This is a genomic window from Candidatus Woesearchaeota archaeon, assembly GCA_003694805.1.
Lineage (GTDB): Archaea > Nanobdellota > Nanobdellia > Woesearchaeales > J110 > J110.
In genome coordinates this window covers 1-12,593 of the sequence record RFJU01000010.1, presented here as the reverse complement: position 1 = coordinate 12,593, position 12,593 = coordinate 1, and the positions used below count along the sequence as shown (strand labels likewise).

At 51.6% G+C, this 12,593-nt stretch carries 16 protein-coding genes; 8 read left to right on the top strand and 8 right to left on the bottom strand.

The genetic code is table 11. The features are described 5' to 3' along the window. Positions 1-73: 73 nt before the first annotated feature. The 3 genes from D6783_00345 to D6783_00335 form a co-directional block, all read right to left on the bottom strand. Positions 74-736: a hypothetical protein gene (locus tag D6783_00345; protein ID RME53959.1), complete on the bottom strand. Its 663-nt coding sequence runs from the start codon at positions 734-736 to the stop codon at positions 74-76. A 121-nt stretch (positions 737-857) separates the two neighbouring features. Continuing rightward, complete coding sequence (locus D6783_00340) at positions 858-1,484, bottom strand: hypothetical protein (GenBank protein RME53958.1); 627 nt, start codon at positions 1,482-1,484, stop codon at positions 858-860. Between the two features lie 199 nt (positions 1,485-1,683). Further along, positions 1,684-2,283 (bottom strand): hypothetical protein, encoded by a 600-nt coding sequence (locus tag D6783_00335; GenBank protein ID RME53957.1) that lies wholly within the window; start codon positions 2,281-2,283, stop codon positions 1,684-1,686. 130 nt (positions 2,284-2,413) lie between these two features. Here D6783_00335 and D6783_00330 point away from each other — a divergent pair, with 130 nt between their 5' ends. Next, entirely contained in the window at positions 2,414-3,046 is a 633-nt protein-coding gene (locus D6783_00330) for a hypothetical protein (protein RME53956.1), read from the top strand. Between the two features lie 189 nt (positions 3,047-3,235). Here the strand turns inward: D6783_00330 and D6783_00325 are convergent, their stop codons facing one another. From D6783_00325 to D6783_00310, 4 genes are all read right to left on the bottom strand, one after another. Next, positions 3,236-3,673 carry a hypothetical protein gene (locus tag D6783_00325; GenBank protein RME53955.1) on the bottom strand — a complete coding sequence of 146 codons (438 nt, stop codon included), beginning with the start codon at positions 3,671-3,673 and terminating at the stop codon, positions 3,236-3,238. Between the two features lie 124 nt (positions 3,674-3,797). Beyond that, positions 3,798-4,196, bottom strand: a complete 399-nt coding sequence (locus D6783_00320; protein RME53954.1) for a DUF4870 domain-containing protein — start codon at positions 4,194-4,196, stop codon at positions 3,798-3,800. Between the two features lie 131 nt (positions 4,197-4,327). Next, positions 4,328-4,963, bottom strand: coding sequence for a hypothetical protein (locus tag D6783_00315; GenBank protein RME53953.1), 636 nt, complete (start codon positions 4,961-4,963; stop codon positions 4,328-4,330). Between the two features lie 21 nt (positions 4,964-4,984). Continuing rightward, positions 4,985-5,200 (bottom strand): hypothetical protein, encoded by a 216-nt coding sequence (locus D6783_00310; GenBank protein ID RME53952.1) that lies wholly within the window; start codon positions 5,198-5,200, stop codon positions 4,985-4,987. A 123-nt stretch (positions 5,201-5,323) separates the two neighbouring features. Between D6783_00310 and D6783_00305 the strand changes: the two genes are divergently transcribed. The 3 genes from D6783_00305 (at position 5,324) to D6783_00295 (ending at position 7,431) form a co-directional block, all read left to right on the top strand. Continuing rightward, complete coding sequence (locus D6783_00305; GenBank protein RME53951.1) at positions 5,324-6,058, top strand: hypothetical protein; 735 nt, start codon at positions 5,324-5,326, stop codon at positions 6,056-6,058. Positions 6,059-6,201: 143 nt separating this feature from the next. Next, positions 6,202-6,738, top strand: a complete 537-nt coding sequence (locus tag D6783_00300) for a hypothetical protein (GenBank protein ID RME53950.1) — start codon at positions 6,202-6,204, stop codon at positions 6,736-6,738. Positions 6,739-6,807: 69 nt separating this feature from the next. Continuing rightward, the gene (locus D6783_00295) at positions 6,808-7,431 is read left to right on the top strand and encodes a 3'-5' exonuclease (GenBank protein RME53949.1); all 624 of its coding nucleotides are present in this window, start codon (positions 6,808-6,810) and stop codon (positions 7,429-7,431) included. Positions 7,432-7,543: 112 nt separating this feature from the next. On the opposite strand, the gene D6783_00290 is transcribed toward D6783_00295, so the two are convergent. Further along, positions 7,544-8,656 (bottom strand): tRNA guanosine(34) transglycosylase Tgt, encoded by a 1,113-nt coding sequence (locus tag D6783_00290; protein RME53948.1) that lies wholly within the window; start codon positions 8,654-8,656, stop codon positions 7,544-7,546. Between the two features lie 145 nt (positions 8,657-8,801). On the opposite strand from D6783_00290, the gene D6783_00285 reads away from it, so the two are divergent. From D6783_00285 to D6783_00270, 4 genes are all read left to right on the top strand, one after another. Beyond that, entirely contained in the window at positions 8,802-10,106 is a 1,305-nt protein-coding gene (locus D6783_00285; protein ID RME53947.1) for an asparagine--tRNA ligase, read from the top strand. Positions 10,107-10,214: 108 nt separating this feature from the next. Continuing rightward, the gene (locus D6783_00280; GenBank protein RME53946.1) at positions 10,215-11,306 is read left to right on the top strand and encodes a mechanosensitive ion channel family protein; all 1,092 of its coding nucleotides are present in this window, start codon (positions 10,215-10,217) and stop codon (positions 11,304-11,306) included. Further along, positions 11,303-11,998: a polysaccharide deacetylase family protein gene (locus D6783_00275; GenBank protein ID RME53945.1), complete on the top strand. Its 696-nt coding sequence runs from the start codon at positions 11,303-11,305 to the stop codon at positions 11,996-11,998. The genes D6783_00280 and D6783_00275 overlap by 4 nt, the downstream gene beginning before the upstream one ends. An 80-nt stretch (positions 11,999-12,078) precedes the next feature. After that, positions 12,079-12,501 (top strand): DoxX family protein, encoded by a 423-nt coding sequence (locus D6783_00270; protein RME53944.1) that lies wholly within the window; start codon positions 12,079-12,081, stop codon positions 12,499-12,501. Positions 12,502-12,593: the final 92 nt, after the last annotated feature.

The window sequence follows — 12,593 nt, the reverse complement described above, 5'->3', positions numbered from 1 at the left end:
TTTTTTTTCTCTTAATGTTTTTTTTCCAGCGTTTTTTTAGTTTTTTTTAGAACTCGTTTTTTTGGGATGCTTTTTAGACGGATACGGGGCGGGTGAGGAAGAGAATGGCGAAGACGCTGATGAGGATGAGGACGATGAGTCCAAGAACTTTGGGGTGGGTGAAGGTGGTCGCGACGGTTTTTGCAAAGCGGCCTCCTCTGGCAATGTCGTATGTTTGAGCTGTTTGAGGTTGTTGGGCAGGTAGTTGTTGGTCTTGGTAAGGGGGAAGCTCGTCGTAGTTCGGCGGGTTGTTGGTTGAGGGGTTGTCGTGCTCGCTAAAAACATCAGGCGTGGTGCTTGTCGTGGTGGTCTGGCTGAATGCTTTGCCGACGCCAAAGAGGGCGATGACGCCGACGAAGATGAGGAGCCAGGTGATGACAGTGGTGTCTTTTGCTGCGGCGATGAATTCGTTGTCGCTGAGGCCGAAGATTCGGAAGAGGAGGAGGATGAAGAAGGCGACAATGCCGAGGATGAGGAGCCAGGGTATGGTGAATTCGAGGAAGAGCCTGCCGGTTTGGGTGCTGATGAGGAGGGTGGCGGCGCTGAAGGCGATGAGGGCGCGAATGCCGCTCCTGCCTTCGCCGAAGAGTTTGGCGTATTCTTGGATGCCATAAATGGTGATGAAAGTGAAGAGGAAGAGAAAGATGGGTGTGAAGTTGCTGAGAAGTCCGGGTCCTTGAAAGAAAGGTGTTGCCATAAAGCGTTGGTTCGTTGGCTGTTTTGCTTTCGAAGCTTTTTTTTTGGGAGGTGGGGTGGTTTATGTGTTTTCCTGCGGTCTTGGTAGTGAGTTCTTGGCACCTATTTTTTTTTGACCAGTTTTACTTGTTGATTACGTTCCCGAATTCTCCCATGAGGTCTTTGAGTTTTTTTCCGAGACCTTTTCCTGGGTCGTTGTTGTCTTCTTTCGTGATGTACATGATGACGAGGAAGAAGGCGGCGATGATGATGAGGAGGGTGAGGAGTTCTTGGTCGATGTAGAATCCGAAGAAGCGGGGTGTTCCTGGCGGGCCGAAGAATCCTGCGCTGCTGGCAAAGGCCCATGCCACAAAGGCGATGGTGAGGATGACGGCCCATCCTGCAAGGCTGGTTCCTGCAATGCTGACCTCTCTTCCGAAGATGCCGAGCATGAGCATGCCCATGATGATGGCGACGAGGAGAATGCTGACTTTTGGCAGTGCTGCGTTCATCACGACGACGAGGTCGAGCATGCCGTTAGAAAGGTAGGGGTAGGAAGGGTCTGTTCCCGTTCCCCAAAGAACGTGGGGAGTGATGAAGGCAAGGCCGATGACGATGGCGATGACGACGTGAATGTTTTTCTTTCCGTCTCCAAAGATATTGATTTTTTGGAGGATGGCGAAGGTGATGGTGAAGATGAGGATAAAAGGAAGGAGGACGTCTTGGATGCCGAGGTATTGGAGTTGGTAGATGAAGTCTTGGAATATCATGGTGGTTTTTCCCTCCGTGTGTTACTTTGTTTTTTTTGGTGGCTTGTATCTTTTTGAGGCTTGTTGGTTTATTATGGGGGTTTGTTTGTTTATTCCTTGCTTTGTTTTATTGCTTTAGGTTATTTAAACATTTCGTCTCTCACGAGGCGGTTTTTTGCTTGTCTTCTTTTTGCTTGTCTTCGCGTTCTCTTTTTCCTTTCTAGTTTTCTTTTTTCTTCTCAGCACCCTTTGGTTCTTTGATGATGAACGCCATGATGCCTGCGAGGACGATGAGGAGGAGAATGGAGCTGACGGCGACGCTGTCGAACTCAAAGGCGATTTTTTGGTAGAGGTAGGAGAGCATGCTTATCCTTCCCCAAGGCGTCTCGATGGTGAACGCGTTGAGGAGGACGAGGGCGACGCCAACGAGGGTGAGGCCGATGAATAGTTTATTCCATCCTTTTGGGAGGAACCAGCCCTCGTCGGTTTCTTTTTGGGCGACGCCTGAGATGACGAGGGTGAAGACGGCGATGAGCATGAGAATGACAATGCCGAGGATGAAGGTGTTGATGAAGTTGACAAGGGAGCTGCTTGCCACAACAAGAAAGGCAATGACGAAGGAGACCATCGCGTTGAGGTTCTTTCTCGTGTATTTTTTTCCTTCAACTTCTTCCATCCCGAACGCTTTGGTTTTTTCCAGGATGGCGAAGGTGATGGTGAAGATGAGGATGAAGGGGAGGATGACATCAAAGATGCCGAGGCGGTCGAAGAAGTAGAGGGTGTTGCCAAAAACCGTGTCGGGGGGTGCGGTGACGGCCATTGGGCAGTTTTCAGGCGCGAACGTATTTAAAGCTTTCGTTAGGAATTGTTCGTTGTTTGCCTGTCGAAGGTTTTTTAAATTCAGCGGCAGTTGTTGCACTGAGTTGAAGAGAGGTAGTTGAGAGGGGTGTATGGCAAAAAAGAAAGGAAGGGAGAAACAAGCAGGTGTTTTGCCGAACGGTTCGGAAGGAACAAGTTCTTTTGAGGTGTTAGAGAAGGAATTTTCTCCTTTGCGCCAGCGTCTTTTGAAGCGTGATGAGGAACGCGAAGAAGTGCTGGCTAAGGCGAGGAAGGCGCTGCGCGAGAGCAAGCAGGCAATTTTTGCGCTTCACCGTGGAGATGTGCGCCGGGCCGAGACGTCGCTCAAGGAAGTGCAGGAGGTGTTGGGTGCGTTACGGAAGAAAGGAGAGGTGTATTCTGCGTTTCACGCGGCAGTGCAAGAGTGGGTTGAAGCGGTGATATTCCTGCATTTTATTAAGACAGGGAAGCTCTTGGGCCCGTCTCGTTTTTTGCGTATGGGTGTTAGTGATGAGGATTATTTGCTGGGGCTTTGCGACGCGACGGGGGAGTTGGCTCGGCGTGCCGTGGTGCTCGGCGCTGGAGGTGATGTGGAGGGTGTTCGTTCCATTCGGAGCGTGGTTGAGGATGTGTTCGGCGTGTTGCTCGGCTTTGACTTGCGTAATGGCGAGCTTCGGAAGAAGAGCGATGCGATTAAGTGGAATTTGAAACGTGTTGAGGAAGTGTGGAGTTCTTTGCCTCGCTGAAACGCGTGTTCGTTTCGATTTTTTTTTTTTATCTGGGTAATGTTGTTTCTTCTTATTTCACTGTACAAAAGCGTAATAGGGAGTGTAATGCGGTCTTTTCTCTTTCGGGCTGTTATGCGAGGTGCTAGAGAACGTTGTTGCACGTGTTGAAGGTGTTATGGCGTTAATGAGCGAATGCTCGTTGCTTGTTCAATAATAATACTGTGCCGCGTCTGAACGGTATGGGTTGGTCCTTGCCAGTTGTGCTCTGTTTTCAGCTTCGGTGTGGTTTCCTTTATAGCAGTTGAGTGCGTGGTGGCCTTCTTCGTGCGTGATGGTTTGGCCGCGCTGGTCAGAATAGGCGTAGTTGTGGAGGTCCTCGTTTATGATGATCGTGTGGTTGCCGGGGAAGTAAGCGCCCAAGACGTTTGTGCCGAGAGTGGCGTTGTTTCCTGAAATGATGATGGGCGCTCCCGATCGGCTCCGTCCGTACCTGGGCGTTTCTTCGTAGGGAGGCGGGGTTGTTGCGTAGTTTGGTTGGTCGTGCGGGGTGTCCGCCTTTTTTTTGGCGTTCTCTTCGTTCTCGGCTGGCTCCTTGCTGTGTTGAATGAGGAGGTGTCGGGTGAGGGCGTCAATTGTTTCTTTCATATCGTGTTGAAGGCAGCGGCTTTTTCAAAGGGTCGTATGAGGCGGCATCGCTGGTGCAGTTGCAGGAGCGTGCTGTTTCCTGAAGTGCGCTTCTTGCCTTCGTTTTCTTCCCTTTTGTGTGTTTTTAGCTGTGTTTCTCGGCAAGGTCTCCCGCGATGGGGAGTTTGAAGCGCTCGCCTTGGTATGCTTTGATAAGGCAAATAATCCAGAGGATGATGGCGAAGATGGTGAGGAGTAGTGAGAGGAGCATGCCAAGGAGGGGGATGAAGCCGAGGACGAAGGAGAGCACGAAGAGTCCCGCGAACGTTATCGTGGATTGCATTGCGTGGAAGCGGACAAAACGGTTTTCTTTTTCAATGAGGAGGAAGGCAATACCGGTGAAAAAGGCGAGCAGGTAGGCGAGGACTGCTTCAATGTTTTCGTCTATGCCTAAGCTTGTCTTGGCAGTGCTTGCCGGCGTGGTTTTCTTTGCGGCTGCTTTCGATGAGTGTTTTGATTTCTTGGTGGCTTTCTTTGTTGGCATGGTTTCACCTTTTTTTTGATGTTGTAACGCCTTCTTGCGCTCTGCGGTAACAAAGGTTTTTGCTGGTGGTGCAGGGATTTTGTCGTTTATCGGCGTTAGTGAGGTTGAGGGAGCGTTCTTTCTTTATAAACTTATACTGTAGAAACGCGTTGTTGTCGTTTATGGTGTTTCTTCCATAACGTGTTGAAGGCGGCGGCTTTTTCAAAGGGTTCGTGCTGTTTTTTTTGGTTTCTTGTTTTGGTTTCTTGGTTTCGTATTGGTTGTTTCTGCGACGAAAAGTTTTTTATAGGTGTGGGTTGAAAAGAGCTCGGAGGGGGTGAATTGTTCGTGGCTGGCTTTTCCGTTTCAGGGTTTCGCAGGGAGGCGCCGAGGAAGCTTGTGCACGCGGCGTGGCTCTTGTTGCCGGTAGTTTTTTTCCAGCTGGAACGGTGGTGGGGGCGGGGCGTTGTGCTGGCTTTATTTGCCGCGGGAGTTTTTGCTTCGTGCATTGGCGATGCTGTTCGCATTCGCTTCGGTGTGTTTCCTCCGAAGCTGCGCAAGATTTTTCGGGATAAAGAAATGCATTCTGTGTCGGGGCTGACGATGGGGCTTGTCGGGCTCTTGATTGTTTTTGCTGTCTTTCCTTTTGTGGTTGGTGTTATGGCGGTGGTTGTGCTTGTCTTTGGCGACGGCGTTGCAGGCCTGCTTCGGAGCGCGTTTCGTGTTGGAGGAGAGCGTGTGTTGTGGCTCTTTCTGGTAGAGGCTGTGGTGAACGCACTAGCGCTCATGGCACTCTTCTTGTTTGTCCCTCAGGCGTGGGTTGGAAGTGTTTCGTTCTGGGTGGTGGTTGCTGTCGCGTTTTCAGCTTCGTTTGCGGAAAACGTCTTGGTTGGCGTTGATGATAACTTGACCGTGCCGCTCGCGGCGGGTCTTCCTGGAGGGCTTCTTCTCTTCTTGCTCGGTTGATTTTTTTTTGCTTGCTTGATGGCTTGTTTTTTGGCCTTTGTGTTGTGTTGAGGAAGCACAAGACTGGAGGTGTTTGGCCGGGGCCTGTTTGTTGCAGGGTTGGCAGGAATCAGGAATCAAAAGTTTTATTAATAAGCGTGGCTAGTGGAAGGGCTGAACTTTTTTCGTTGGAGGTGGTTGGGATGGAAGATGCTCGAAGTGATTTAGAGCATAAGCATTACGTTTTGGGTATGGTGTTGATTGTGGGTATTGTCGCTGTTTTTGCCCTTGGCGCCTCGACAGTGCGGCCAGCAGGATCTTTTGCCGAGTGGGATCGCCCTTTTAGTTCTCCTGAAATGATGGATACGGGGAGCTATGCGGTAAGAGGGGGTTTCCCGAGTGTTGGTATGGCGTATGGCGGGCTTGGTGGTGCAGGCGGAGGATCGTACGGCGTGCTGGATGGTGGAGCATCATCGGGTTCGCTCGGGCAAAGCCCAGTTCCGCTTCCGCAGCCCTACTTGCCAGGCAATCCTTCGCCCGGTCCGATCGTAGCGCCTGGTGCTCACCCCGGCGGTACGAGTGCGGACACGCTGGTGGCGAGAGGAGGTGTGCTACACGTTCGTGAGTGCGCGTCTCCGAAAGCGTTTTGCGTCGGGTTAGGAGAGTCACTGGTTTTCTTTGATGGGACTGCTCATCACGTGCTGAAGTATGAGCGCTTTGGCCGCGTTAACGGGCGCACTCAGGCGGTGTTCCGGGACGAAATATCGGGCGTGTCCAAGTACGTTTTAGTTCAGGACAACGCCGGTTTGTTAAAGCTGGGCGGGAAGGTCTTCACCGTTTTTGTCGAGTCTGAAGACGTGGCAAGTCCGCGGTTGAGTGTGGATTTGAATGGTGATCACTTAGTGAATGGCTTTGTTGTTCCGCCCGTGCAGTTTTGAAGTGTGGCGATGGGGAAAAATGCAGGCAGGAGGAACTTCCTTCCAACCCCGGGCTTGAACCCGTTTTTTTTCGTTTTTTTGTTTTTTTTGATTGTGTTTTTCATTATATTTTTGTATGAGTGGGTTGCTTCTTTGCTGGTACGATGGAGGAAGACGGAGTTGTTTTTGGCCAGATTGTTGCTCTGTTAGAACAGAACGGGTTTTCTTTTTCAGTCCTCCGACACGGGTTTGTGCACTCGGCAGAGGAGGCGGCGAGGGTTCGCGGGACGCGACTTGACGAGGCGGCTAAGGCGCTGGTGCTGAAAGGGCGGGCAGGAAGGGGCCGTGAGAATAATGGTGGTGTTGATGCTGGGGTGTTATTTTTTCAGTGTGTGGTGAGCGGGCATTTGCGTCTTTCGTTGAGAAAGGTCAAGGAAGTGTTGGGCATGAAGAATGTGTCGTTGGCGCCGCCGGAGGATGTCAGGCGCGTCACAGGACTGGAGGTGGGAACGATTCCTCCTTTTGGGGGCTTGTTCCGCCTTCCCGTGTACGTTGACAGAAGCGTTCTTGCAAGGAAGTATGTCGTGTTTAGTGCGGGTTCTCATTACGTTTCGGTGCGCATGAGGTCAAGTGATTTTTTGCGTGCTTGCGGGGGGTTGGTTGTTGACATTGCAGAGGAAGTGGTAAAAGAGAAAGGTTAAAGAATCCTACATTTGTTTCCTGTGCGTGTAAGTAGTATTGTGTGAGCTTCCTTTGGGGGGTGTTGCTTGATGGGGGATGTTATTGTTGTTGATGTTGAAACGACAGGGTTGGATCCTCGTTCGTCGTCGATAGTGAGTATTGGTGCTGTTTCCTTTGCTAGCCCGGAGAAGCAGTTTTACGGAGAGTGCAGGCCGTTCGCGGGTGCTGTGATAGATCAAGAAGCGTACGCTGTTAATGGGTTTTCCAATGCGTACTTCGAGGAGAATTGCGTGCAGTCTCTTGAATCTTTGCTGAAGCAGTTTTTCTCGTGGTGTGAGGGTGTTCCCGGAAGCTTGTTCGCCGGGCAGAATGTCGGTCAGTTTGACTTGGCATTCTTGGTGGAGGGTGCAAAACGGTGCGAGGTGTCTTTTCCTGAAAGCGTTTCAAGGATTTGGACGGTGGATTTGCATTCTGTTGCGTATACGGTGATGGTGAAGTCGGGGATTTCTCCCGGGAGTGCTTTGTCCGCGTCGAGGATTTACGGCTTTGTTGGGATTCCTGACGAGCCGCGGCCCCATCATGCGTTGCGGGGCGCGTTGTGGGAGGCGGAGGCGTTTTCGAGGTTGTGGTACGGGCGGTCGCTTCTTGCGAACTTTGCAAAGTATCCTTTGCCGAGGAAGTATTGGAGGGTGTTTCCGGCGCGGCAGGCTTGAGAGGGCTGTGTTGGAAGCGCTGGGCGTGTTGCTGGTGCTTGTGAGTGGTGGCTTTGTTCAATTCTTCGTTGGCAGTCTTGTTGGCAATTCGGGCGTTTGGCTTCTTCGTTTCTTACGCTGGCTTGTTTCGTCGCCACGTGTTCAGGAAGTTTGTTTTGAATTCTTGGAGTGTTCCTTCTTTGATGGCGGTGCGGAGTTGTTCCATGAGGCGGAGCATGAAGTGGATGTTGTGGAGGGTTTTGAGGCGCTTGCCCGCGCCGCTGTCTACTTTGTTGAGGTGGTGAAGGTAGGCTCTCGTGTATGTTTTGCACACCCAGCAGGTACAGGCGGGGTCGAGTGGTGAGTAGTCGTTTTTGTACTTGGCTTTGTCGAGCAGGAGGCGTCCTTCGTTGGTGAATATGGTGTTGTGGCGTGCGTTTTGGGTGGGGTAGATGGAGTCGAAGCAGTCGATACCTTTGCTGACAAGCTCAACAACGTCTTCTGGGCTGCCCACGCCCATGACGTAGCGTGGTTTGTCGTTGGGGAGGTGGGGAAGTGCTGCGTTGATGGCCCGGTACATTTCGTCGCGGGGTTCTCCTATGGCGACGCCGCCGATGGCGTAGCCGTCAAAGTCGAGGGAGGTGATGTTTTCTGCGCAGGTTTTTCTGAGGTGTTCGTCAAACCCTCCTTGGATGATGCCGAAGAGGAGCTGGCCTTTTCGGGTGTGGGTGCGAATACTTTCTGTGTGCCAGCGGAACGTGTTCTCCGCAGCGTCTTCGAAGCGCTCCTTGCTTGAGCCGTACGGTGCCATGTCGTCAAAGGCCATGGCGACGTCGGCGCCGATGGCTTGCTGGATGCTCATGATTTTTTGGGGTGTGATGAGTTCTTGCTCTCCGCTGTATGGGTTTTTGAAGGTAATGCCTTTTTTCGTGGTTGTGCTGGCGAGGCTATTTTCGCTGACTTGGAACCCGCCGCAGTCAGTGAATGTGACGCCGTTGAAGCTCATGAAGGCGTTGAGTCCTCCGGCGTGGTTTATGATGTCTTCTCCTGGGCGGAAGTGGAGGATGAGGCTGTTGGAAATGGTTGCGGTGGCGCCGAGGCGTTCGTAGTCGTCGGGCGTGACGTATTTTCCTACCGCGCGGGTCATGACGGGCATGAAGAAGGGTGTGGGTGTGGAGCGCCCGGAGGGTGTGGTGAGTGTTCCTGCTCGTGCGTTTCCGTCGGTTGCGGTGATGGTGAAGCTCATGGCGGCGGTTGCGTGGTCTGTTGATGATTGCAAGCGTGTTGTGCGAAATGTTTATTAAGGTTTTCTGGGCTCTGGCTTTGTATTCCTGTTGATGGGTTGTTGCCCGTTACGAGTTTCGTGTTGACAAGGGGTGGTGGCAAGAAAAATGAGTGCGTGGGATGGTTTTGTGTCGGTTAGCGAGGCGATGCGTCAGGGATCAGGACAGGTTACCTTGCGGGGTTGGGTGTATCGCGAGCGTGGCTCTGCTAAGGTAAAGTTCGTTGTCTTGCGGGACAGTTCTGGCATTGTGCAGTGCGTGTTTGAGCGGTCGCGTTTTGAAAACGAGTGGGACGTGCTTGACAAGCTTCAGATCGAGTCGTCTCTTTACGTTCGGGGGGAGATTAAGGAGGATAAGCGGGCTCCTTCAGGGTTTGAAGTGCGTGCGGAGGAGTTCTTGCTTGTTGGCGCGGCTGATAAATTTCCCATTCAAAAGGATCAGTCACCTGAGTTCTTGCTTGATAATCGTCACTTGTGGCTTCGGAGCAGGAAGATGACGGCAGTTTTGAAAGTGCGCTCGGCATACATTCAAGCGCGGGATGCGTTTTTTCGAAAGGAAGGTTTTTTTCGTTTTGACTCGCCGATTTTGCAGCCGAATCAATGCGAGGGGGGGAGCACGCTCTTTGAAGTGAAGTACTACAAGACGAAGACGTACCTTGCGCAAACGTGGCAGCTCTACGCAGAGGCGGGTATTTTTGGCCTTGAGCGAATTTATAATATGGGGCCGACGTTTCGGGCGGAGAAGTCCAAAACGAGCAGGCACTTGAGTGAGTTTTGGATGGGGGAGTGCGAGGCTGCGTGGTGGCGCCTTGCCGATGCCGTCGCGTTTGCCAAAAAAGAGTTGAAATTCTGCATTGAGGAAGTTGCTAAGCAGTGTCCTGAAGCGTTGCGTTTTCTTGGCAGAGATCCTGATGAACTGGTGCGTATTGCGCGCAAGGAGTGGCCGACGATTACGTATCGGGAGGCTTTGCGCTTGCTCAAGGAAAAGGCGGGTTTGGATGTGCCGTTCGGGAAGGATTTGCGAACGGTGGAAGAGGATAAGCTCATGGAGTTCTTTGACACGCCCGTTGCTGTGACGCATTATCCTGTTGAGATTATGGCGTTTTATAAGCCGCCGGATCCTGAGCGTCCTGATGAGGCGCTTTGTTTTGACATGCTTGCTCCTGAGGGGTATGGGGAGATTGTTGGCGGTTCTGAGCGCTCGAATGACGTTGAAGATATGAAGAGGCGTTTGGAGCGAGACGGGGAGGATGTGACGCATTACGAGTGGTATTTTGATTTGCGAAGGTTCGGGGCAGTCCCGCACGCAGGGTATGGTGTCGGTACTGAGCGTGTGGTGTCGTGGTTGTGCAAGCTCGAAACCATTAAGGATGCAATACCCTTTCCGCGGACGATGCTTCGCTGGACGCCCTGAGAGGGGGGGGCGCTTATTGTATTCTTGCATTGTTCTTGCATTGTTTCTGTAACCGTCTTCTCTTCTTTTTGCGAAAATTTTTTAAATTCCTTAAATTTTGATGAGCATATGGCCGTGCTTGAAACGATGTCATCTTTTTCGTTATTTGGCGTGTCGGTGGTGTCTTGGCTTTTTTCTCTCGGCGCGTTTGTGTTGTCCTGGGCGGTTCTGCGCATCATTGAGGGGGTGCTTCTCTCGCGCCTTCGCAAGCTCTCGAAGCGGACAAAGACCGATATTGATGATACGATTATTGCCGCGGTGGGGAGGCTTTTTGCTTGGCCGGTGTTCTTGGTTGTTTCGCTCTCCGTGGCGTTGCACGTTTTTGCTGCGCAGACGGGCGGGGGCCTTGCTGGAACGGTGAAGGTGTGGTTTCGGTACGTGAGTGTTGTAGTTGTTGCGTTTTATGCGGTCAAGGCCTCGTTGGTCTTTGTTGATTATGGCGTGAAGCGGATGCTTGAGTCCCGGGGAGATGGGAAGAAGAAAGAGGTGGACAAAGGGACGCTGCAGTTGTTTAGTGGCTTAGTGAAGGGTGCAATTTGGGGCGTCGCTCTGGTTTTTGTTCTCTCCAATCTTGGTTACAACGTTTCATCCCTCATTGCTGGCTTGGGTATTGGGGGCATCGCGGTTGGTTTTGCCTTGCAGAACATTCTTGCGGATATTTTCGCGTCCATATCGATTTATTTTGATCGCCCGTTTGAAGTGGGTGATTTCATCGTTGTCGGCTCTGATATGGGGACGGTTGAGCGTATCGGGCTCAAGTCGACAAGGATTAAGGCGTTGCAGGGGCAGGAGTTGGTTATTTCGAACAGGGAGTTGACTGATTCTCGCATTAATAATTATAAGAAGATGGAGAAGCGCAGAGTCGTGTTTGGCTTTGGCGTAACGTACGATACGAGCAATAAGAAGCTTGAGAAGATTCCGCAGATCGTCAAGGACGTGTTCAAGAGTGTGAAGGGGGCGGATCTTGACAGGGTGCATTTCAAGAGTTTTGGTGATTTTGCCTTGAACTACGAGGTGGTGTATTATGTTGCGAGTGGGGATTATACTGCGTTTATGGATATTCAGCAGTTGGTGAATTTGGAGCTCAAGGCGCGTTTGGAGAAGGCAAAGATTGAGATGGCGTTTCCAACGCAAACGATTTATGTGCATAAGGTGAAATAGTGTCGTGGCGCGTTGCCGCGCGGTTCTTCTTCGCTGTGGGTGTTGTGTTTTTTTTTGTTGGTTTGTTCTCGTACGCGTCGTGGTGGCCGTCTTCAGCGTTGTTTGGGCGTGTTGTTTCTCGCGTGGAGGGCGATGGCCGGGCGGTGTTTCTTACGTTTGATGATGGGCCGAGCGAGAACACACGCGCGGTGCTTGACGTGCTTGATGCGTACGGTGTTCGCGCAACGTTTTTCTTGGTCGGTCGCCAAGTGGTTGCCCATCCGGACGTGGTAGAGGAGTTGGTGTCGAGAGGTCATGTCGTCGGAGTGCATTCGTTTAGCCACCGTTTCTTGTGGAGGAATTGTTCAAGCGAGATGGCGGCGTCAGTCGAGGCGGTGAAGATGGCAGCGAACGTGACGCCTTCCTTGTTTCGGCCACCATACGGGTTTCGTCTGCCGTGGACGCTTTCTGCTGCGAGGAACGCGAATCTCACGACAGTGCTTTGGTCTTTGTTTCCAAGAGACTACGCTTCGAGTGAAGAAGAAATTGTGCGCAAGGTGCTTGGGGGGCTCGAGCCTGGCGTGATTATTGTGTTGCATGATGGCGAGGGGAATCGGTCGAGCATGGTGGCGGCGCTTCCTCGTATCATTGAGGGTGCGCGAGAGGAAGGGTTTGTTTTTGACGTGCTCAGTCCTGGACGTGTTCTTGGGTGAGTTTTGTTCTTCTTTTAGAAAGTTTTTTATACTTCGCGCCAGTGTTAGTAGTTGAGTTACGTTAGAAATAGGATGCGGGGGTGAAAGAAATGAATTTGCAGGAAGTTTTTGAGAAGAAAGGTTGTTCTGCGTGGTCTTTGTTTTTTTTGCGCATTGTTGTCGGGCTTGTGTTTTTGCTTGCGGGCTTGGGCAAGGTGATGAATATGCAAGGAGTTGCAAGCAAATTCGTGAGCATGGGTTTTCCAGGTTTTTTCGGTCCCTTGGTCGGCTGGATTGAGCTCATCGGCGGCGTGCTCTTGATTATTGGCCTCTTCTCGCGCGTGGCGAGTTTTGTTTTGGCCTTGGTCATGCTTGTTGCCCTGTTGAAGGTGCACTTGCCGCCCTTCTTTGGCTCGTGGGATATTACTTCGTCTGGAGTGGCGTTGTCGCTTTCCCTCTTTGCTGCACTGCTCACGACCGCGTTTGCAGGCCCTGGGAAGTTGGCATTCAAGCCGGAGAATTAGGTAGCGAAAACTTTTTTTTCTTCTTTCTTTTTTTTTCTTTGTCTGTTCTTCTGCTTTTTTCTTTTCAGGGTTGGCCGCGCGTTGGGTTATAT